Origin of the sequence: Corynebacterium massiliense DSM 45435 (assembly GCF_028609805.1) — a bacterium.
Classification (GTDB): domain Bacteria; phylum Actinomycetota; class Actinomycetes; order Mycobacteriales; family Mycobacteriaceae; genus Corynebacterium; species Corynebacterium massiliense.
In genome coordinates, this window is sequence record NZ_CP063189.1 from 1,827,257 (window position 1) to 1,845,897 (window position 18,641).

At 62.0% G+C, this 18,641-nt stretch carries 16 protein-coding genes and 5 tRNA genes; 7 read left to right on the forward strand and 14 right to left on the reverse strand.

The window, feature by feature from the left end; genetic code table 11:
• Positions 1 to 375 precede the first annotated feature (375 nt).
• Positions 376 to 1,635 (reverse strand): UDP-N-acetylglucosamine 1-carboxyvinyltransferase, encoded by a 1,260-nt coding sequence (gene murA / locus CMASS_RS08535; RefSeq protein WP_022863861.1) that lies wholly within the window; start codon positions 1,633 to 1,635, stop codon positions 376 to 378.
• 57 nt (positions 1,636 to 1,692) lie between these two features.
• On the reverse strand, positions 1,693 to 2,535 hold the full coding sequence (gene ramA, locus CMASS_RS08540) for an acetate metabolism transcriptional regulator RamA (protein ID WP_022863862.1): 843 nt from the start codon (positions 2,533 to 2,535) through the stop codon (positions 1,693 to 1,695).
• A gap of 277 nt (positions 2,536 to 2,812) precedes the next feature.
• On the opposite strand from ramA, the gene cysK reads away from it, so the two are divergent.
• Positions 2,813 to 3,751: a cysteine synthase A gene (gene cysK / locus CMASS_RS08545; RefSeq protein WP_022863863.1), complete on the forward strand. Its 939-nt coding sequence runs from the start codon at positions 2,813 to 2,815 to the stop codon at positions 3,749 to 3,751.
• Positions 3,752 to 3,835: 84 nt separating this feature from the next.
• Positions 3,836 to 4,402 (forward strand): serine O-acetyltransferase EpsC, encoded by a 567-nt coding sequence (gene epsC, locus CMASS_RS08550; RefSeq protein ID WP_022863864.1) that lies wholly within the window; start codon positions 3,836 to 3,838, stop codon positions 4,400 to 4,402.
• Positions 4,403 to 4,473: 71 nt separating this feature from the next.
• Here epsC and CMASS_RS08555 read toward each other — a convergent pair whose 3' ends face one another.
• From CMASS_RS08555 to CMASS_RS08570, 4 genes are all read right to left on the reverse strand, one after another.
• Complete coding sequence (locus CMASS_RS08555) at positions 4,474 to 4,755, reverse strand: GNAT family N-acetyltransferase (protein WP_022863865.1); 282 nt, start codon at positions 4,753 to 4,755, stop codon at positions 4,474 to 4,476.
• 50 nt (positions 4,756 to 4,805) lie between these two features.
• Positions 4,806 to 4,878 (reverse strand) — tRNA-Phe (locus tag CMASS_RS08560).
• Positions 4,879 to 4,896: 18 nt separating this feature from the next.
• Positions 4,897 to 4,970 (reverse strand) — tRNA-Asp (locus tag CMASS_RS08565).
• A gap of 409 nt (positions 4,971 to 5,379) precedes the next feature.
• A complete protein-coding gene (locus CMASS_RS08570; protein WP_273665897.1) occupies positions 5,380 to 6,717 on the reverse strand; it encodes an HNH endonuclease signature motif containing protein in 1,338 nt (445 codons plus the stop codon).
• Between the two features lie 136 nt (positions 6,718 to 6,853).
• On the opposite strand from CMASS_RS08570, the gene CMASS_RS08575 reads away from it, so the two are divergent.
• Entirely contained in the window at positions 6,854 to 8,203 is a 1,350-nt protein-coding gene (locus tag CMASS_RS08575) for an IS256 family transposase (protein ID WP_273665896.1), read from the forward strand.
• Between the two features lie 70 nt (positions 8,204 to 8,273).
• Positions 8,274 to 9,461 (forward strand): IS481 family transposase, encoded by a 1,188-nt coding sequence (locus CMASS_RS08580; RefSeq protein WP_273665898.1) that lies wholly within the window; start codon positions 8,274 to 8,276, stop codon positions 9,459 to 9,461.
• 105 nt (positions 9,462 to 9,566) lie between these two features.
• On the opposite strand, the gene CMASS_RS08585 is transcribed toward CMASS_RS08580, so the two are convergent.
• A tRNA-Asp gene (locus tag CMASS_RS08585) sits at positions 9,567 to 9,643 on the reverse strand.
• 19 nt (positions 9,644 to 9,662) lie between these two features.
• Positions 9,663 to 9,735, reverse strand: a tRNA-Glu gene (locus tag CMASS_RS08590).
• A 102-nt stretch (positions 9,736 to 9,837) separates the two neighbouring features.
• Between CMASS_RS08590 and CMASS_RS08595 the strand changes: the two genes are divergently transcribed.
• Positions 9,838 to 10,203, forward strand: coding sequence for a metal-sensitive transcriptional regulator (locus CMASS_RS08595; RefSeq protein WP_205617731.1), 366 nt, complete (start codon positions 9,838 to 9,840; stop codon positions 10,201 to 10,203).
• A 284-nt stretch (positions 10,204 to 10,487) separates the two neighbouring features.
• Here CMASS_RS08595 and CMASS_RS08600 read toward each other — a convergent pair.
• Together CMASS_RS08600 and CMASS_RS08605 are read right to left on the reverse strand one after the other, a co-directional pair.
• A tRNA-Lys gene (locus tag CMASS_RS08600) sits at positions 10,488 to 10,560 on the reverse strand.
• 119 nt (positions 10,561 to 10,679) lie between these two features.
• Positions 10,680 to 12,185: an acetyl-CoA hydrolase/transferase family protein gene (locus tag CMASS_RS08605; protein ID WP_022863038.1), complete on the reverse strand. Its 1,506-nt coding sequence runs from the start codon at positions 12,183 to 12,185 to the stop codon at positions 10,680 to 10,682.
• Between the two features lie 151 nt (positions 12,186 to 12,336).
• On the opposite strand from CMASS_RS08605, the gene dusB reads away from it, so the two are divergent.
• Positions 12,337 to 13,476 carry a tRNA dihydrouridine synthase DusB gene (gene dusB / locus CMASS_RS08610; RefSeq protein WP_027018663.1) on the forward strand — a complete coding sequence of 380 codons (1,140 nt, stop codon included), beginning with the start codon at positions 12,337 to 12,339 and terminating at the stop codon, positions 13,474 to 13,476.
• Between the two features lie 71 nt (positions 13,477 to 13,547).
• Entirely contained in the window at positions 13,548 to 14,231 is a 684-nt protein-coding gene (gene phoU / locus CMASS_RS08615; protein ID WP_022863040.1) for a phosphate signaling complex protein PhoU, read from the forward strand.
• A gap of 66 nt (positions 14,232 to 14,297) precedes the next feature.
• Here the strand turns inward: phoU and pstB are convergent, their stop codons facing one another.
• The 4 genes from pstB to pstS all read right to left on the reverse strand — a co-directional run bounded on the left by pstB (position 14,298) and on the right by pstS (position 18,562).
• Complete coding sequence (gene pstB, locus CMASS_RS08620; protein WP_022863041.1) at positions 14,298 to 15,071, reverse strand: phosphate ABC transporter ATP-binding protein PstB; 774 nt, start codon at positions 15,069 to 15,071, stop codon at positions 14,298 to 14,300.
• Positions 15,072 to 15,127: 56 nt separating this feature from the next.
• A complete protein-coding gene (pstA, locus tag CMASS_RS08625) occupies positions 15,128 to 16,054 on the reverse strand; it encodes a phosphate ABC transporter permease PstA (protein WP_022863042.1) in 927 nt (308 codons plus the stop codon).
• Between the two features lie 19 nt (positions 16,055 to 16,073).
• Positions 16,074 to 17,225, reverse strand: a complete 1,152-nt coding sequence (pstC, locus tag CMASS_RS08630; RefSeq protein WP_022863043.1) for a phosphate ABC transporter permease subunit PstC — start codon at positions 17,223 to 17,225, stop codon at positions 16,074 to 16,076.
• A 179-nt stretch (positions 17,226 to 17,404) separates the two neighbouring features.
• Positions 17,405 to 18,562 carry a phosphate ABC transporter substrate-binding protein PstS gene (gene pstS, locus CMASS_RS08635; RefSeq protein ID WP_022863044.1) on the reverse strand — a complete coding sequence of 386 codons (1,158 nt, stop codon included), beginning with the start codon at positions 18,560 to 18,562 and terminating at the stop codon, positions 17,405 to 17,407.
• Between the last annotated feature and the right edge of the window lie 79 nt (positions 18,563 to 18,641).

Below are 18,641 nucleotides of genomic sequence, written 5' to 3' on the forward strand. Positions count from 1 at the left end.
AATTACCAAACAAACCAACCCCCACAATCAACGAGGAAAAACCAGGGGCTGGCCAAAACAAACATTGGCACACTATTGAGTTCTCACACATCACAACCCACACCCACCCGAACAAACCATCCGAGCGAAATGCAAGCCCGAAGAAGCTTACCACCAACAACAACCGGAAGCAAACCACTTCATCTCAAAATTATTTCACCGTCACCGCCCGTTAACCTCTCGGCTACCTCGCGGCGACTCGAACTAAGTTACACACCCCAACAACACAACACAAATCCCCAGCACAAACCCACAAAACCAACCCACCACCACAACAACAAAAACCGCCGAAGGCACACACACCCACGACGGCTCAAAATTTCTGCGACACCCGCGCTAGATGCCAGACACACGCTCCACGTTCGCGCCCAAGCGATTGAGGTTGTGCACGAAATCTGGGTACCCGCGGTCAATATGGAAAATGTCGTGGACCGTGGTCTTTTCATCCGCACACAGTGCGGCGAGCACGAGACCAGCACCGGCGCGGATGTCAGAGCTCCACACATCCGTCGACGACAACTGCTCGATCCCGTGGATGACCACGTGGTGGCCATCGACCTGGGCATCCGCTCCCAGGCGCAGCATCTCGTCGACGAAGCGGAAGCGCGACTCGAAGACGTTCTCCGTGATAACGGTCGTACCCTCCGCCACCGCGGACAGGCCGATAGCCATGGGCTGTAGGTCCGTCGGGAAACCGGGGAACGGGAGCGTCTGGTAATGCACCGCCGCCGGTCGCCCCTCCATCCGCACGCGGAAGCCCTGGTCGTAGGTCTCGACATCGGCACCCGCGGACTTCAGCTTGGACAACGGCAGGTGCAGGTGACGCGGCGCAATCCCGCCGACGGTGATGTCGCCGCGGGTCATCGCGGCGGCATACGCCCACGTGCCCGCGACGATCCGATCACCGACAACTTCGTGGTTGGTCGGGTGTAACTTGTCCACGCCGTGGATGGTCAGCGTGGACGTGCCCGCGCCTTCAATCTGTGCGCCCATCTCGCAGAGCATGTCACACAGGTCGACAATCTCCGGCTCACGGGCGGCGTTGTCGAGGACAGTGGTTCCATCGGCAAGCACGGCGGCGGTGAGGATATTCTCCGTCGCCCCCACCGACGGGAAATCGAGCTTGATAGAAGCTCCCGTGAGGCGATCGGCCTGCGCAACCACAGCACCGTGTTCAATGCGTGTCGATGCCCCGAGCTTCTCCAGCCCCGATTGATGCATGTCCAGCGGCCGAGAACCAATGGCATCGCCACCCGGCAGAGCCACCTTCGCGTGACCACAGCGCGCGGTCAGCGGGCCGAGCACGCACACCGACGCGCGGAACTGGCGCACGGCGTCGAAGTCCGCGTAGCTACTGGGCTTATCCGGCGCATCGATCACCACGGTGTCGCCGGTGATGGAGACGGTGCACCCCAGGCCTTCGAGGACCTTTTTCATCAGGGGAACATCGAGAATCTCCGGGCAGTTGGTCAGCGTTGTCGTGCCCTCCGCCAGCAGCGCGGCGGCCATCAGCTTCAAAACACTGTTCTTCGCGCCGTCGACCTTGACAGAGCCCTCAAGGCGGGCGCCTCCCGAGACGATAAATTGGTCCTTCACGGCGACCAGTTTACGGTCTTTGCGCTCCGCTCGCGGAGTCGGGTTAGGGGGAATTGTTTAGGGCAGCGCACCGATGCGGCGGGCGGCGTTGACCGCTTCGTAGCGGGTGTGAGCACCCAGTTTGCGCATCACCGAGCGCAGATAAGACTTTACGGTCTCCGCGCCGATGCCCATCTCCTCGGCGGCCTCCACGTTCGTGTGGCCGAGCGCGACGCACGACAAGACGTCGAGCTCGCGGGCAGACAGCTTGGTCGGCTGCTTCACACGCACCGGCGAGACCATCTGGTCACACAGAGCTTCCAGCTCGCCGCGCAACGACTCGTCATCGACGCGGTTGGCCAGCATGCGGAGCTTGGAGTGCGTCGAGCGCACCTGCTCCCACTCGGCGCCGTTCATCACGTGCCCGCCACGGGACGCAGCCTGTCCCCCGCCGTCGGTGCGGCGCAGCGCGGCGTTGACCGCCAGATCCTGTTCCAGGCAGCGGGCGGTGGTGGTGACCTCCTCGATGACCTTGTCACCCAGGCGCACCGGCGAGTGCACGCCGACGTAGAGCACGCCGCGGATCTCGCGCTGCACCATCACCGGCACGGCCACGAGCGAATGCAGCCCCTCGTCCTTGATGGCCTTGTCATGCTCATGACTAATCGCGTTCGCGCGGGTGTAGTCGGACACGCCGACCGCGCGGCGAGTGCTGACGACGCGGCCGCCCACACCCGAGCCGACGGGCACCGTGAGGTTCTGCAGCGCGGGAGTGCGCAAGCCAACCCACTGCGTAATCTGCAGGCGGTTGTCCGCCAACAGGTTCCCGTACATCGTGACCGGAATCCCCGTGGCCGTCTTGAGCGAAGAAAGTGCTGCGCGGACAGCTTCGTCATCACTTTTGATGCGGTGCGAATCCATGACCCTCTCCTCGTCCAGGGCGGGTAAAACGCCGCCCAAATACACCCGCGCTAACGGGCGAAAATCAATGCTAGTGCCAGCTTTTCGCTGACGTCCGGGGGTAATTCTAAACCGCTTGGGGGTAAAACAACCAATTACCCCACTGTACAGGTCTGTCTAGTTGGGGTGGACTGGTGAGTCTGCTTTTTCGGTGTAAGGTAAGGGCTGTATTTCCCCGGACCGGGCTTGGCACCGAGCGGGGACGAAAACGAATCCGTTAAAGGAGGCTGTCACCCCAATGGGCAAGCTGTACAACAACATTTTGGACACCATCGGCGGCACCCCGCTGGTGAAGCTCAACAAGCTGACCGAGGGCCTGAAGGCCGACGTGCTGGTGAAGGTCGAGTCCTTCAACCCGGCAAACTCGGTGAAGGACCGCATCGGCAAGGCGATTATCGATGCCGCCGAGGAATCCGGCGAGCTCAAGCCCGGCGGCACCATCGTCGAGGCCACCTCCGGCAATACCGGCATCGCCCTGGCGCTCGTTGGCGCGGCGCGCGGCTACAAGGTCGTGCTGACCATGCCGGAGACCATGTCGAACGAGCGCCGCGTGCTGCTGCGCGCCTACGGTGCGGAAATCGTCCTCACCCCGGGCGCTGACGGCATGCAGGGTGCCGTGGACAAGGCGAACGAGATTATTGAGAAAAACGACGGCGCCATCCTCGCCCGCCAGTTCGCCAACGAGGCCAACCGCCAGATCCACTACAAGACCACCGGCCCGGAGATCTGGGACGACACCGACGGCAACGTCGACATCCTCGTCGCCGGCGTAGGCACCGGCGGCACCATCTCCGGTGCAGGCAAGTTCCTGAAGGAAAAGAACCCGGACCTGAAGGCCGTGGCCGTTGAGCCGGCCGCGTCCCCGCTGCTGTCCAAGGGCCAGGCCGGCCCGCACAAGATCCAGGGCCTGGGCGCGAACTTCGTGCCGGAGATCCTGGACCGTGCGCTTCTCGATGAGACCATCACCGTCTCCAACGAAGACGCCGTGGCCTACTCCCGCAAGCTGGCCACCGAAGACGCCATCCTCGGCGGCATTTCCACCGGCGCGAACATCAAGGCCGCGCTCGAGCTGGCATCCCGCCCGGAAAACGAGGGCAAGACCATCGTGACGTTCGTCTGCGACTTCGGCGAGCGCTACGTGTCCACCATCCTGTACCAGGACATTCGCGAGGACTAATTTCCATCGAAAAGCGCCTGCTCAGTCCCCGCGCCGGACGGGCAGGCGCTTTTTTATGACCGACCTCACTGTAGGATGCCGTCTATGGAGCTCCTCAAAATGATTCGGGAAGACTTGGCCAACGCCAGGGACCACGACCCCGCCGCGCGTAGCGATGCCGAAAATGCCGTCGTGTACTCCGGCCTTCATGCCATCTGGTGCCACCGCGTGTGCCACTGGATGTGGAAGCGCGGAGCGAAGGGGCCGGCGCGGATTCTGGCGCAGATTAACCGGTTCTTTACGGGTATTGAGATTCACCCGGGCGCGACGATCGGACGGCGTTTCTTTATCGACCACGGCATGGGCATTGTCATCGGCGAGACCGCTGAGATTGGCGATGGCGTAATGCTCTACCACGGAGTCACCCTCGGCGGGCAGGTGCTCACCCAGACCAAGCGCCACCCGACCGTGGAGGACAACGTGACCATCGGTGCGGGCGCGAAGGTGCTGGGCCCTATCACGATTGGCCACGACTCGGCTGTGGGCGCGAATGCTGTGGTAACCAAGGACGTGCCGCCGGAGCACATTTCTATTGGTATTCCGGCGAAGAACCGTCCGCGCAAGGGCAGCGAGCGCGTCAAGCTGGTCGACCCGGACTTTTACGTTATTTAGCCTAAGCCGCTTCTCTCCCCTTTCGGTGCGTAAGCCGAGAGGGGCTTTTTCGTTTTGAGGTGCACCTCGAGCTACTGCGCGAGAAGCTTCTTGTAGCCGGAGTGCTTGTCCATAAAGTGCGCTACCGCTGAACACTGCGGGACAACCTGCTTGCCTTCGTCGTGCGTGTCGTCGAGGGCGTATTGGATGAGCTCGCCCGAGAGGCCTTGGCCCTGAAATTCGGGGAAGACTTCGGTGTGGTTGAAGGTGCGCACGCCATCGCGCTCGATGAAGTCGGCGAATCCGGCGAGTTCGCCGCCAACTCGGATTTCGTAGCGCGGGTAGTCGTTGTTTAGTGAGACTTCGTTGGCCATACGCCCGTATGTACCACAAAAGCCCCTCCCGGTTTGGGAGGGGCTGAGTGTGGCCAGAGCCAGGATCGAACTGGCGACCCCACACTTTTCAGGCGTGTGCTCTACCAACTGAGCTATCTGGCCGAGAGGCCGTAGCCTCGGCGACCCTGACGGGACTTGAACCCGCGACCTCCGCCGTGACAGGGCGGCGCGCTAACCAACTGCGCCACAGGGCCATTTTTAATTGTTATGTGTGCCGTTCGGCACGAATGAGTACTTTACAGGTACCGACAATTGTCACACAAATCGGCTGGTCTAGGGCGTAAAAGGGCATGCCTGTAGCCCCGGCCTGCGCTAACTTTTGCGCGACCGGGTTTATGCCGGGGCAGTAACGGCTCTCCCCCACCCGTCTCGCTGTGTTTCCCCGCTCTGGTGGCCACCCCTCCTTGTCGGCGCATAACCGTCCGGCCCGCTGCTAACCAGCCGCTCTTCCGTTGGGGCCGTTGCTAACCAGCCGCCCCCCCTTTGGGACCGTTGTTAACTGGCTCTTTGCGCGTTCTGTTTTGCGTGGTTTCGCCCTGCCGGATGCAGCTCGGTCAAGCGTGACCATCTAGGCGGTGTTGCCGTTTAGCCGGGCGCGGTTGTTTAGGTGGGTTGGTTGGTGGTGGTGTGGTAGGTGGTGGCCCAGGGTGGGATGCGGCGGACTTTGCCGTTGACGCGTTCTAGCCGCCCGCGGCGGGGTTTTGACGGGTCGTCGTCGTTGACGCCGTTGTGGTAGGGGCAGGCAACGGTCAGGTTTTTCGGGTTGGTGTTGCCACCGTTCTTCCACGCTTTTAGGTGGTGTATTTGGGCGGTGTCTGCTGGGTGGTGGCATCCGTCCCATGGGCAGGTGGGGTTTTCGGCCATCGCCATCAGGCGTTGCTTGTCGTTGGCGAACCTGCTTAGCCGGTACAGGTTGATCGGTCCTTCCACGGGGTGGACGAGGGTGACCAGCCCGATATCGGCAAGCATGCGGGTGACCAGCTCGGTGCCGGTGATGGTTGCGCTGTTGGTCATCTTGAGCAAGACGTCGTCGCCGTTGTCGTTGAGGATGTCGGTGAACTGGTCGAGGGTGATGATTACGTTGGTGCGCAATCCCGCGACAACCTGGGTAGCTTCCGTGGTGGCGCCGCAGTCGGTGCAGATAACGTGTTGGGTTGTCACCTCCGGGGCGGGGTAGTCGCCGGCCGTGTGCCCGTTGTCAGGATGTGCGGCTGCAGGGCTTGAGTTGGTGGAGTATTGCTGATTGTCACCCGAGCTATTGGCCCCGGCGGCGTGTGGCTCATTCGATGACGTGTGCGCGTCGGTGGGGTTGGTTGTGGCGGTGGCGGTGGTGTGTTCGTGGTGGCGGATCAGCCCGATGAGGTCTTCTGGGGTGGTGATGTGTTGGGCCATTTCGGCGACTTGGTCGCTGGTGGCGTGTAGTTTCAGTGTCCAGGTATCACCTGATTTACGCCGGATGATGTCTAGGCCGGGTTGTGGTGGTTGGGGTGGGTCTTTCAGACCTCGGCAGTAGGCTCTGGCGGCTGTACATACGGCGCTGGTGGGGCCGGGGTGGTTGGTGGCGTGGTGGCGTAGTTTCCATTTGTCGCGGGAGTGTTTGAGTTGGTTGGTGAGCTTTTCTACCGCCAACAGGGTGACAAGGCTGTGCTGGTTTTCCGCGATGGCCGTAAGGGTTTGATCCCGTAGGCGGGTATAGGCAGTTTGGCCAAAATAGGTATCTGCGAGTTTGGCTAAATCCCGGGCGGTGGTATCTGGTATGCCGAGGTGTATCAGCTCGTCGCGGGTGTGGCCGCGGCACGCATGGAGGAGGCTGAGACCATCGGCAAGCAACCCGGCGAACACCTCGAGGAGAGGCGTATCGGGGGTGTGGCTGGCGGAGTCGGTCGCGGATTTGGCGGCGGAGCTGGTCGCGGAGCTGGCGGTCGGGTTCGTGAGAGTCATGAACCTGAACCTAAAGCGCGCCGCCAGCCACGGCTAGCGGACGAGACGAGTCCTGTGGATAACCCGGGCCCAAAAGCCGGGAGGGTGTCAGGAAGTTTGTGTGTGAGGCTCTGATCTAGAAGGAGTTTCACCGATAATGACTACGGTGTCACCGAAGAAAAACCATGACCCGGCAAAGGTCAATGAGATCAGCGAGAAGCTGATGGAAAATCCTGAGCTCGCCAGCTTGATCAGCGAGCTGTCGGCTTCCGCTGATGATGCAAGCGAGCTGGTCAAAGGCCTGCTACAGGCATCAATCAACGCTGGTCTGCAGGCGGAGATGGATGCGCATTTGGGCTATAGCCATTCTGACCGCAAGACCAAAGCCCAAGTCGAATCCGCACAGGGCAACAATCACCGCAATGGGTCGTACACCAAGACCGTCAATTCTGGCTACGGCGCGGTGGAAGTGACCGTGCCCAGGGACCGTGCCGGCACCTTTACTCCCCGGATGGTGCCCAAGGGCGCACGCCGACTCACAGAACTCGACGACATGATCGTCTCGCTATACGCCGGCGGGATGACAGTGCGCGATATCCAGCATCACCTCGCGACCACGCTCGGGGTGGATATGAGCCCGGATACGATCAGCACCATTACCGATGCGGTGTTAGACGAGGTCATGATCTGGCAAAACCGCCAGCTCGACGAGTTCTACCCGGTGATCTTCCTCGACGCGCTACGCGTGAAAATCCGTGACGGCCACCGCGTGGTCAACAAGTCCTGCTATATGGCGGTTGGCGTCGACATGGACGGCATCAAGCACATCCTGGGATTGTGGATCGCTGAAAATGAAGGTGCCGCATTCTGGGCATCGGTCTGCGCGGATCTGGCCAACCGCGGTGTCCAGGACGTGTTCATTGTCTGCTGCGACGGGCTCAAAGGCCTGCCGGAAGCCGTGGAAGCCACCTGGCCGAATTCCATGGTGCAGACCTGTATCGTGCACCTGATTCGGGCTGCGAACCGGTGGGTGTCCTACCAAGACCGCAAAGGGGTCTCCCGGGCGCTGCGTGAGGTCTACACGGCCGCAAACGAGGACACCGCCCGTGCCGCCTTGGATGCGTTCGAAGCCAGTGAACTGGGCCGGAAATACCCGCAATCGGTCAAAGTCTGGCGCGACGCTTGGGAGCGGTTCGTGCCGTTTCTACAGTTCCCGCCGGCGGCACGCCGGGTGCTCTACACCACCAATTCGATCGAGTCGCTGAATGCTGAACTGCGTAAAGCTACCCGTAACCGCGGCCAGTTCCCGAACGATACCGCGGCGTTGAAAACGCTGTGGCTGATGATCTGCAACATCGAAGACAAGCGCGCCGCCCAGCGAGCCAAGAAAGCGAAGCGCGATATCGAATGCAACGGCTATATTGAAGGAGCGAAAGCCACCGGGTGGAAACAAGCCATCAACCAACTAGCCGTGGCTTACCCCGACCGATTCGCGGACTACTTGTAAACCAAACCCCCGCACACAAAGAATCGGACACTCTCACAGTTGACAGGTGTGTCGCGTCATCGTTGACAGCATGAATAGTCCGAACCGCAATCTCGCGATCATCAAAGCTGTCCGTGAGCAACACCAACCAGTCGCTCGAGTCGCTACGCGTTTCAACGTGTCCCGCCAGTGGGTCTACGCCTTACTCCGCCGCTACGACACTGGCGGTCCACAAGCGGTAAAGCCGAAGTCGAAAGCACCGCACTCCAACCCACGCGCAGTATCCAAAAAGCTCAAGAAAACCATCATCAACATGCGCAAACAGCTCGACCACTCCGGGCTGGATTCCGGGGCAGAAACCATCCAGTTCCACCTGGAACAACAAGGTATGTATGCCCCATCTACCTCGACGATCGTGCGCATCCTCCGCGACCACGGCCTCGTGCAGCCAGAACCAAAAAAGCGGCCGAGAACCTCATTTATCCGCTTCGAAGCATCCCGCCCCAATGAATGCTGGCAAGCAGACATCACACACGCATATCTCACCGGCGGAAGACGCGTCGAAATCCTCGACTTCATCGACGACCACTCCCGACTGCTGCTGTCCATTACAGCCAGCCGGTCCTTTTCTGGGCCTGCCGTCGCCGACGAACTATCACACCTCATCAGCGACTTCGGCCCACCACAATCCACCCTCACCGACAACGGGCTGGTGTTTACCGCCCGCAACGCCGGGGCAAAAGGCGGCCGTAACGCCTTCGAAAAACTCATCCGCAACCACCGGATCCAACAGAAAAACGGCAGGCCAGGACACCCACAAACCCAAGGAAAAATCGAACGATTCCACCAAACACTCAAACGGTGGCTATCGCGCCAACCCACCGTCAACACCATCGACGAACTACAACAACAACTCGACCGATTCGCCGCCTACTACAACACCAACCGCCCACACCGAGCCCTCGGCAGACGCACCCCATACGAGGTCTACAACGCATCCACGAAAGCCAGCCCCGACGACAACCCCACCGACGAATGGCGTACACGCAACGACAAAGTCGACAAAGCCGGCCGCTGCACCATCCGCTACGCAGGCAGGCTTTACCACCTAGGAATGGGCCGAAAATACACCGGCCACCACGTCCTGATGATCATCAGAGACCGCCACATCACCACATCACTCAAAGACACCGGCGCCATCATCACCGAGCACTACATCGACACCAGCCGCAACTACCAAGCCCCAATCTGGAAACACGGCGAACCCCCACTCAACTAACCCCCAGAAAACAAAAGGCGCCCACCGAGAACAAAAACTCGGCGGACGCCCATCTGTCAACGATGTCGCGACAGTTTTGTCAACTATGACGCGACACAGGACAAATGGCGACCCTGACGGGACTTGAACCCGCGACCTCCGCCGTGACAGGGCGGCGCGCTAACCAACTGCGCCACAGGGCCTTCCTCCGGTCTCCCGGAGTACCCCCAACGGGATTCGAACCCGTGCCGCTGCCGTGAAAGGGCAGTGTCCTAGGCCGCTAGACGATGGGGGCCAATCGCGCCGTAACGCGACTTTCCAAAATATACTTGATCCGTCCCGCAGGACAAAATCAGCCCCGATGAACGCACAGTGCGTGCGGGATTCATGCCGACGGATGAAGTCTAGGGTTCGTGCTAGAGAGGATCTCGTGAACCAACACAACGAAACCTGTTCATGCCACGCTGAGGGCGTCCACGGCTACAACGCGGACGACGCGAAGAAGGAGCGCTACCTCACCCGCCTCAAGCGCATCGAGGGACAAGTCCGCGGCGTTCACCGCATGGTGTCGGAAGACCAGTACTGCATAGACATCATCACGCAGGTCTCGGCAGTCACCTCGGCCCTCGAGAACGTCTCTCTCGCGCTATTAGAAGACCACATCGAGCACTGTGTCACCGGTGCGGCAGCCATCGATGCAGACGAAGCCACAGCGAAGCTGGAAGAGGCCATGACGGCCATCCGGAAGCTCGTGAAGAGCTAAGCCCGAAAGGAATAGCGATGGCTACTGAGAACGGTTGCACGTTCATCGAAAAGCTGGCGGACTACCCTGATCCGCGCACCAACGACCGCCCAGTTCCCACCCTGAAGATCCTGGCGCAGCGGGACGGGGTGCGAATAGTCCGTTTAACTTTCCGGGATGGGGATGTGCTCGCCGACCACGCCGCACCGGTGCCGATCCTGGTACTCGGCCAGAAAAAGCGAAGCCATAGCCGGGAGCACAGACGCGAAACCCCGCCGGCTGCAACAACCGGCGGGGATTCAATGTGGGCCCTGTGGGGATCGAACCCACGACCTGCGGATTAAAAGTCCGTAGCTCTACCAACTGAGCTAAAGGCCCAACGGGCGTATATCTTAGCGCCCACCTGTAGGAAACGAAAAATGGCCCTCCCCACGCCAGGGAGGGCCACCAACGAGCGCATCACGCGCGGCAGGGCCCCGCGTGGTCGCTACTCTGCTTTACTTCTCGCGCATGTCACCGGTCTCGGCGAAGCGGATCTGGAAGTCGAAGGCGTGCTTCAGATCGTGCGGCGTGTGGATGAACTTGCCCTTGAGCGCGTTGTCGAAGTACTCCTTCAGCTGCTCGCGGTAGTCCGGGTGCGCCACCGCGATGACCTTCTCCGCACGCTCACGCGGAGCCAGACCACGCAGGTCAGCCACACCGTACTCGGTGATGATGACCATCGTGTCGTGCTCGTTGTGGTCGTTGTGTGCAACGTACGGGACGATGGCGGAGATGGCGCCGTCCTTGGCCACAGACGGGGACACGAAGGTCGAGATGTAGCCGTTGCGGGTGAAGTCGCCGGAACCGCCGGTGCCGTTCATGATGCGGGTGCCGCTGACGTTGGTGGAGTTGATGTTGCCGTAGATGTCGGCCTCGATCATGCCGTTGGACGCGATGACGCCCAGGCGGCGGATGACCTCCGGGTGGTTGGACACCTGCTGCGGGCGCAGGATGATGTGGTTGCGGTAACGGTCCGCCTCACGGTTCATCTTCTCCGCGTACTCCGGCGAGAGGGCAAAGGAGGTGGCGGAGGCGACGGTCATCTTGCCGGCATCGATAAGGTCCAGCATGCCGTCCTGGATGACCTCGGTGTAAGCCTGAATGTTTTCGAAGTTGGATTCCTTCAGGCCCGCCATCACGGCGTTCGGGACGTTGCCCACGCCGGACTGCATGATGAACTTGTCGTACTCGAGGCGGCCGGCCTTCACCTCGCCCTCGAGGAAGTCGAGGAAGTTCGCGGCGATCTTTTCGGAGATCTCGTCCGGCTCCTTGAACGGCGCGTTGCGGTCCGGGCCGTCGGTCTCCACGATGGCGACAACCTTTTCCTTCGGCAGCTCAATGTAGTTGACGCCGATGCGGTCGTCGGTCTTGGTGATCGGGATCGGGGTGCGGTTCGGCAGCTTCTCGATCTTGTAAATATCGTGCATGCCCTCGAGGTTCTCGGACTGCCAGGAGTTGACCTCAATAATGATCTTGTCCGCAGCCTCGATGTACTCGAGGTTGTTGCCCACGGCAGAAGACGGGATGAGGTTGCCGTCCTCGTTCACACGGACGCCCTCAATAATGGCGACCTGGAAGTCACCGTAGAAGCCCTGCTCCACCTGCTGGCCGATGTGGGACAGGTGGATGTCCTGGTAAAGGAGATCGCCCGAGTTGGCCTTGTTACGCAGGGTCGGGTCGGAGTTGTACGGGGAACGGAAGCGCAGCGCGTCCGCCTCCGCGAGGACGCCGTCGCACTCCGGGGCGGTGGAGGCACCAGAGAGGAGATCGATCTTGAACTCCTCGCCCTTCTCGTGGGCGGCCTTTGCCTTTTCCGCAATGGCGGTCGGCAGCGCCTTCGGGTAGCCAGCACCGGTGAAGCCCGAGATACCCACACGGTCACCGTTGTTGACGTGCTCCGCCGCTTCCTCTGCGGAAACGATCAGCTTCTTAAAGGGCTCGTAGTCCACACGGTTAGACATAAAACCTCCTTCTATACGTGGTGCCGCGCACCACACGACAAAGTTATGTTCACCACACTAGCGAATTCACTGTGCAATTTTGCGAATGCCCTCAGTCCGTCTCCAGCCTGCCAGCTTGTGCTGGTGGAACGACTGCGCGCACAATATGGCCGTGGCATTACAGATTGGCTCGATTCAGCTCGACTCCCCCGTGGTCCTCGCCCCCATGGCCGGGGTGACCAACCTGGCGTTTCGCACGCTCTGCCGCGAGCAGGAATTACAGCGCACCGGCACGGTCTCCGGCCTCTACGTCTGCGAGATGATCACCGCCCGCGCGCTGGTGGAACGCAACGAGAAGACAATGCGCATGATCGAGTTCGGACCGCAGGAAAACCCGCGGTCCATGCAGCTGTACACCGTCGATCCGGAGTACACGTACCGCGCCGCGAAGATGATCGTGGATGAAAACCTGGCCGATCACATCGACATGAACTTCGGCTGCCCGGTGCCGAAGGTCACCCGCCGTGGCGGTGGCGCTGCCCTGCCGTATAAGCGCCGGCTGTTCGCCAACATCGTGCGGGCCGCCGTGCGCGCGACCGAGGGAACCGACATTCCGGTGACCGTGAAGTTCCGCGTGGGCATCGACGATGACCACCACACCCACCTCGATGCCGGCCGCATCGCCGCCACTGAAGGGGCCGCCGCGGTGGCGCTCCACGGCCGCACCGCTGCCCAGCGTTACTCCGGTTCCGCCCGGTGGGACGAGATCGCGCGGCTCAAGGAGCAGGTTGCCGATGTCCCCGTGCTGGGCAACGGCGACATCTTCAAGGCCACCGACGCGCGCGCCATGATGGATCAGACCGGCTGCGACGGCGTCGTGGTCGGCCGCGGCTGCCTGGGCCGGCCGTGGCTTTTCGCGGAGCTGTCTGCCGAGCTGCGCGGCGAACCCATCCCCGACGAGCCGACGTTCGGCGAGGTCACCGATATCATCTTGCGCCACACCGAACTGCTGGCCGCGCAGGAGGGCGAAGACCACGCGTGCCGGGATATCCGCAAGCACATCGGGTGGTACCTCCGCGGCTTCCCCGTCGGCGGCGAGTTGCGCAGTTCCCTCTCCCGGGTGAAGTCGATAGCGCAGATGCGCGAACTTCTCGCCCCGTGGCGCGAGTCGACCGAGAAGGCCGCCGAGGCCGACAGCCCGCGCGGGCGCCAGGGCTCGCCCGGCAAGGTCACCCTCCCCGACGGCTGGCTGGATGACCCCGAAGACGACACCGTGCCGCAGGGCGCGGAAGTAATGCACAGCGGCGGGTAAAAAGGGGCATCGGCAAGCACGGCGTGGAAATCCACGGCGAAATTTCTATCGCACGCCTACGATGGGACTCCATGCGTACCGCTTACCGTGAACATCTGGATAATTTTTCCCGCGACGTGCTGATTATGGCCAACGCAGTGGAAGCGATCATGCGGCAAGCGACCGACGCCCTGCTCAACCAGTCGTTGCAGGCAGCCGAAGATGCCTTGAGCGCCACCGATGAGCTCGAACCCATCCGCGCGCGCTGCGAGGAGCGGGCCGTATCCCTCCTTGCGCTGGAAAACCCGATGGCCAAGGATCTGCGCCACGTGGTGTCGTCCATCTACATCGTGGAGGACTTTCACCGCATGGGGCAGCTGGGCAAGCACATCGCGAAACTGGCGCGCCGCCGCCACCCGGAATCGCCTATCCCGGAGCCGTACCAAGAGTACTTTGAGAAGTACCGCGAGCTGATGAACCACATGAACTCCGCGACGCGCGAGGTACTCACCCACCCGGATACCGAGGGCGCGCTGGCGCTGCACACTGACGATGATGCGGTGGACGAGCTGCATCATTTCCTCGTGTCGCAAACGACGAATGCGAAGTGGCAGGGCTGCATCAGCGCAGCGGTGGAAACGGCGATGCTGTCGCGGTACTACGAGCGTTTCGCCGATCACTGCGTCAACGTCGCGTCCCGGATCGTCTTCCTCAACACCGGCCTCAACCCGGACGAATACCTCGCACAGCAGCAGGAAGCCAGCGACGGCGCATGAGAAAAGCCCAGGGAGAAACTCCCTGGGCTCGCTCAGATAATCAGTCTGTGTAGTGCGGAGGAACCGTTAGCCGAAGCGGCCGGAGATGTAGTCCTCGGTCTCTTTCTTGTCCGGGTTTTCGAAGATCTTCTTCGTGTCCGCGTACTCCACCAGGCGGCCCGGCTTGCCGGTGGCCTCGAGGGAGAAAAACCCGGTCTTGTCCGACACGCGTGCAGCCTGCTGCATGTTGTGCGTGACGATGACGATGGTGTAGTCCTCCTTCAGCTCGTGGATGAGATCCTCAACCGCGAGCGTGGAGATCGGGTCCAGAGCGGAGCACGGCTCGTCCATGAGCAGCACCTCCGGCTCCACGGCGATGGCGCGCGCGATGCACAGACGCTGCTGCTGACCACCGGAAAGGCCGCCGCCCGGCTTGTCCAGGCGGTCCTTGACCTCGTCCCAGAGGTTCGCGCCACGCAGGGAACGCTCGGTGACCTCCGCCAGCTTCTGCTTGTTCTTCTCGCCCGCCAGCTTCAGGCCGGCGACAACGTTTTCCTGGATGGACATGGTCGGGAACGGGTTCGCCTTCTGGAACACCATGCCGATGGTGTTGCGCACGGAGACCGGGTCGACCTTCGAGTCGTAAATGTTTTCGCCGTCGAGCAGGATTTCGCCCTTGACGGTGGCACCCGGGATGACCTCGTGCATGCGGTTGAGGGTGCGCAGCACGGTGGACTTACCGCAGCCCGACGGGCCAATGAAGGCGGTCACGGCCTGCGCCGGTATGTGCATGTTGACGTTCTGCACGGCGTGGAAGTCGCCGTAGTAGATATCGACGTCGTTGAGTTCAAGCTTGGACATCAAGTACTCCTTGAAACAGTGTCAGTTTTCGGTGTGGGCAAAAGCTCGCGGCACAGCTACTGCTTGACCGAGAACTTGGCGGAGATAATGCGGGCGGCGATGTTAAGCACCGCGATGAGCAGCACGAGCGTGAAGGCCGCGCCCCACATCTTGTCCAGCACAGGGTCGGACACGCCGGCCTTGTACATATCGAGCATCATCAGCGGCAGCGAGGACATCGGGCCGCCAGATGGGTCGAACTTCAGCGCGTTGGTGGAGCCGACCAGGATGAGGACCGGGGCGGACTCGCCCATCACGCGGGCGATGGCGAGCATGATGCCGGTGACGATACCGGACAGGGCCGTGGGCAGGACGATGCGCGCGATGGTCTTCCACTTCGGAACACCGAGCGCGTAGGACGCCTCACGCAGATCCGCCGGGACGACGCGGAGCATCTCCTCGGTGTTGCGCACGACGATGGGGATCATCAGCAGCAAGAGTGACAGCGCGACGGCAAGGCCGGAACGCTTGAAGCCCAGCATGCCGATCCACGCGGCGTAGATGAACAGCGCGGCGACGATGGACGGGACACCGGAGAGGATGTCGACCATGAATGTGGTCATGCGCCCCAGCCAGCCGCCGCGGGAGTATTCCGTCAGGTAGATAGCGGTGAAGATGCCGATGGGGATGGCGAACAGCGAGGCGATGCCGGTCTGGATGAGGGTACCGACAATCGCGTGGAGCGCGCCGCCGCCCGGCTGGTGATACATCACGCCGAGCATGTCCTTGGTCCACCAGTCAGCGTGGAGCGTGACGGGCAGGCCCTTTGAAATGAGCTCCCACAGCACCCACACGAGCGGGACTAGGGCGAGCAGCATGCAGCCGTAGATGAGAATCGTGGCGATGGTGTTTTTCGCCTTGCGGCCGGAGGAGATGTTGGTGAAGGCAGAGGCCGACCGGTTGATGTTGTGCTCGGCCGGCGACACCGTGGTCTGGTTAGTCATGTGTTTTCCTCACTTATGCCTAGCTCTTCTTCGACACCATCGCGCGAGCGATCGCGTTGACGACGAAGGTCAGGAAGAACAGGACCAGGCCGGCGGCGATGTAGGCGCCTGCCTTGGTCGGGTTGTTGAACTCGGGCGCGGCATTGGCGATGGCGGTGGCGAAGGTGGTGCCGCCATCGAAAAGCGAGAAGCGGAACTCGGTCGAGGGGCTGACGACCATGTAGAGAGCCATCGTCTCACCGAGCGCGCGACCCAGGCCGAGCATGGCGCCGGAAATGTAGCCGGACAGGCCGAACGGCAGGACCGTCATGCGCACGACTTCCCAGCGGGTCGCGCCCAGCGCGAGGGCGGACTCGATGTGGCCCTTCGGGGTCTGGACGAAGACCTCGCGGGCGGTCGCCGCGATGATCGGCAGAATCATCACCGCAAGGACGACGCCACCGGTGAACATGTTGCGGCCGGTCGCGAACGACGGCGAGTTGCTGTAGGTCTCGAACAGGAAGAAGTTGCCCGCCCAGCCGTGCAGCCAGTCGTAGAACTTGGCCAAAAACGGGCCGAGCACGAGCCAGCCCCACAGGCCGTAGACGATGGACGGCACGGCCGCCAGCATGTCCACGAGGTAGCCCATCGGCTTGACCAAGCCCTTCGGGGCGTAGTTGGACAGGAAGATGGCGATACCCAGCGCGATGGGCATCGCGATGATGAGCGCAAGCAGGGACATCGTCACCGTCGCGGCGAGCAGGTTCGGAATACCGAAGTGCATCGCCTTGACGTTGGCGGTATCCCACGGGCCGCTGTACGTGAAGAACCCGAGCAGGCCGTCAGCGTTGTTGTTCAGCGCCGGGACGGCACGGAGGATAAGAAACAGGCCGATAGCCGCAATGAAGATGGTGATCAGGGCGGCGGAGGCGGTGGAAAGGAACTCGAAGACGCGGTCGCCGGGGCGCTTCACGCCGCGGCGCTGCGGGCCGTCCGCCGTACCCTTGGCGTGGGAGCTGGGAACAGGGGTCTGGGCGTGGTTGTCGTCCGTGCGCACGGGCGTGGCCGTGCCGGCCGCGGAGTGAGAGCCGGCCGAGACTGCGTGAGCCGAGCCGGCATCCGCGGCCGAGCCGGCCGCGGCCGCATCGCGCGGATCACGCGGCTCGCGCGGAGTGGAGTTGTAGTCTGCCATGAGGCTGCAATCCTTCTGACGTCGAAAAACAGTAAGGTAACCGCCCAAGGATCCGGGGAAGACCGGTGGAAAGGGCGTGTGAGGGATAGCACATAGGTCAACCCCCGTAAAGTCCCCTCCGAGGGGACTTCACGGGGGTTAGCCTGTCTCCCCTCGTCAGGGGCGGCGTGAACGCAGGCTTACTTAGCCTCGATAGCCTTCACGGCCTCGACCAGGCGATCGTGGAGGTCACCGGTGACCGGGATGTGGCCGGCTTCCTCGAGGCCCTCATCCTGGTGAGCCAGGGAGGTCATCAGGAAGTCCTTGAGGAGGTTAGCCTCGTCCTCCTCGTAGCCACCGGAGCAGACGATCTCGTAGGTGGTGAGGATGAGCGGGTAAGCGCCCTCGTTCTTGGAGGCGAACAGAGCCTTGGAGTCAACAACCATGTTGTTGCCCTCGCCCTTGTACTCCAGGTTGTCCAGGGCCTTGCCCACGGACTCGTTGTTGAGCTCAACCGGGCCCGCACCGAAGTCGATCTTGGCGGTGTTGAGGTTGTTCTGACGAGCGTGGGAGTACTCGACGTAGGTGATAGCACCGTCGATCTGGGAGACCTGGGTGGTCACACCGGAGGAGCCGTTGGCGCCCTCGCCGACGTTGGTCGGGAAGGTCTTGCCCTTCTCCGGCTCCCACTCGTCGGTAGCGTTGTGCAGGAACTTCTGGAAGTTGTCGGAGGTACCGGACTCGTCGGAACGGTAGATGACGTGGATGTCGGTGTCCGGCAGGTCCGCGTCCTTGTTCTGCTCCGCGATCTCCGGGTCGTTCCACTTCTTGATGTCGCCCTTGAAGATCTTGGCCACGGTGTCGGTGGACAGGTTCAGGGAGTCAACACCCTTGAGGTTGTACGCGATTGCAACCGGGCCGATAACGAACGGCAGGTGCCATGCCTCGTTGCCGTTGCAGCGGTCCTTGGCCTTCTCAGCCTGCTCGTCGTCCAGCGGGGAGTCGGAACCAGCGAAGGTGACCTGGCCGTCGACGAACTGGGTCTGGCCGGAGCCGGAGCCGGTCGGGTTGTACGCCAGGGAAGCGTCGCCGCCGGTGGTCTCCTGGAACTTGTTGCCGAAGTAGTCAATGGCGTTCTGCTGGGAGGAAGCGCCCTCACCAATCAGCTCACCGGTGGCGCCGGACAGCTTGTAACCGCCAGGCAGCTCAACGCTGGAGTCGCCACCGTTGCCGTTGTCCTTGCCGTCAGCGTTGTTCTCGGTGTTGCCGGCATCGTTGCCGCCACAGGCCACCAGTGCGGTGGAGGAAGCTGCAACAACGCCGAAGATTGCGGCTGCGCGCTTGAAGTTGCTAATCACGGGAACCCTTTCCGGTGCTCGTTTCAGAAACAGAGTTGATTATCTGAGCGTCCCTCCGCAGGGAACCAAGCCCCAGCCT